Below are 1,147 nucleotides of genomic sequence, written 5' to 3'. Positions count from 1 at the left end.
GGCCAGGTGAGCCACCCGCCGGCGGGTGGCGGGGCTGGCGCTGGCGGGTCGGGACCGGGCGGGCCGGGCGGACCGTTCGCGCCGCTCGATCGCGACGACCCCCGGGACCTCATCCACGTCGAACTGCTGGGCCGGCTCGGCGAGGGCGGGATGGGCACCGTCTACCTCGGACGGGGCCGCCCCGGTGTGACCGGATACGCGGGCCGGCTCGTCGCGGTCAAGGTGATCCGGCCGGACCTGGCCCGGGTGCCCGAGTTCCGGGCCCGGTTCCGGCGCGAGGCCGACATCGCCCGCCGGGTGGCCCGATTCTGCACCGCGGAGGTGCTCGACGTCGTCGACCCCCCGGACGGGCTGCCCTACCTCGTCACCGAGTACATCGACGGGCTGACTCTCGCTCAGAGCGTGGCCGCGGAGGGCCCGCTGCGCTCGGCCGACCTGGAACGCCTCGCGGTGAGCGTCGCGGCGGCGCTGACGTCGATCCACGGCGCAGGTCTCGTGCACCGCGACCTCAAACCGTCCAATGTGCTGCTGTCCTCCCTGGGTCCGCGAGTGATCGACTTTGGGATCGCGCGAGCGCTGGATGCCCAGACGATGCTGAGTCAGGAGATCCAGCGGGTCGGCACCCCGGCGTTCATGGCGCCCGAGCAGGCCAACGGCGAAGCCGTTTCGGCCGCGGCGGACGTGTTCGCCTGGGGCGGGTTGGTCACCTACGCAGGGACCGGGTCATTCCCCTTCGGCGACGGCCCGACACCGGTTCAGCTCTACCGGGTCGTGCACCGCGAGCCGCTGCTCGACGGCCTCGACCCGGCGCTTCGCCCGATCGTCGAGGAGGCGATGCGCAAGGATCCGGCGGCCCGGCCGACCGCGCAGGATCTGTTCCTGCGCCTGGTGGGGATGGGCCCCTCGACCCATCCTGATCCGGATGTGACCCGCGTCATCCGGTCCGCGGCGCCGATGCTGGCACCGTTCCAACGCGTCGGGGCGGAGGGCGCCGGATCGCCGCCGGGCGCCGAGCCGAGCGGCTGGGTGCGGCCACGGCCTGACGATCCGGCCCGACCCGAAACCTCCCCCGACCGTGCTCCCAACCGCGTCCCCGATCGCCTCCCCGACCGCGCCGGCGGCGAGGCGGCGCAGGGCTGGCATGGCG

1 protein-coding gene is annotated in these 1,147 nt (G+C 74.4%); it reads left to right on the top strand.

The window, feature by feature from the left end; translation table 11 throughout:
• Positions 1-111 precede the first annotated feature (111 nt).
• Positions 112-1,147 (top strand): serine/threonine-protein kinase (locus ND748_RS32425; protein WP_374216098.1); only part of this gene is annotated, 1,036 nt, incomplete at its 3' end.

The sequence above is a fragment of the Frankia sp. AiPs1 genome (genome assembly GCF_023716945.1).
GTDB lineage: Bacteria > Actinomycetota > Actinomycetes > Frankiales > Frankiaceae > Frankia.
This window is presented reverse-complemented; position numbering and strand designations above follow the sequence as displayed.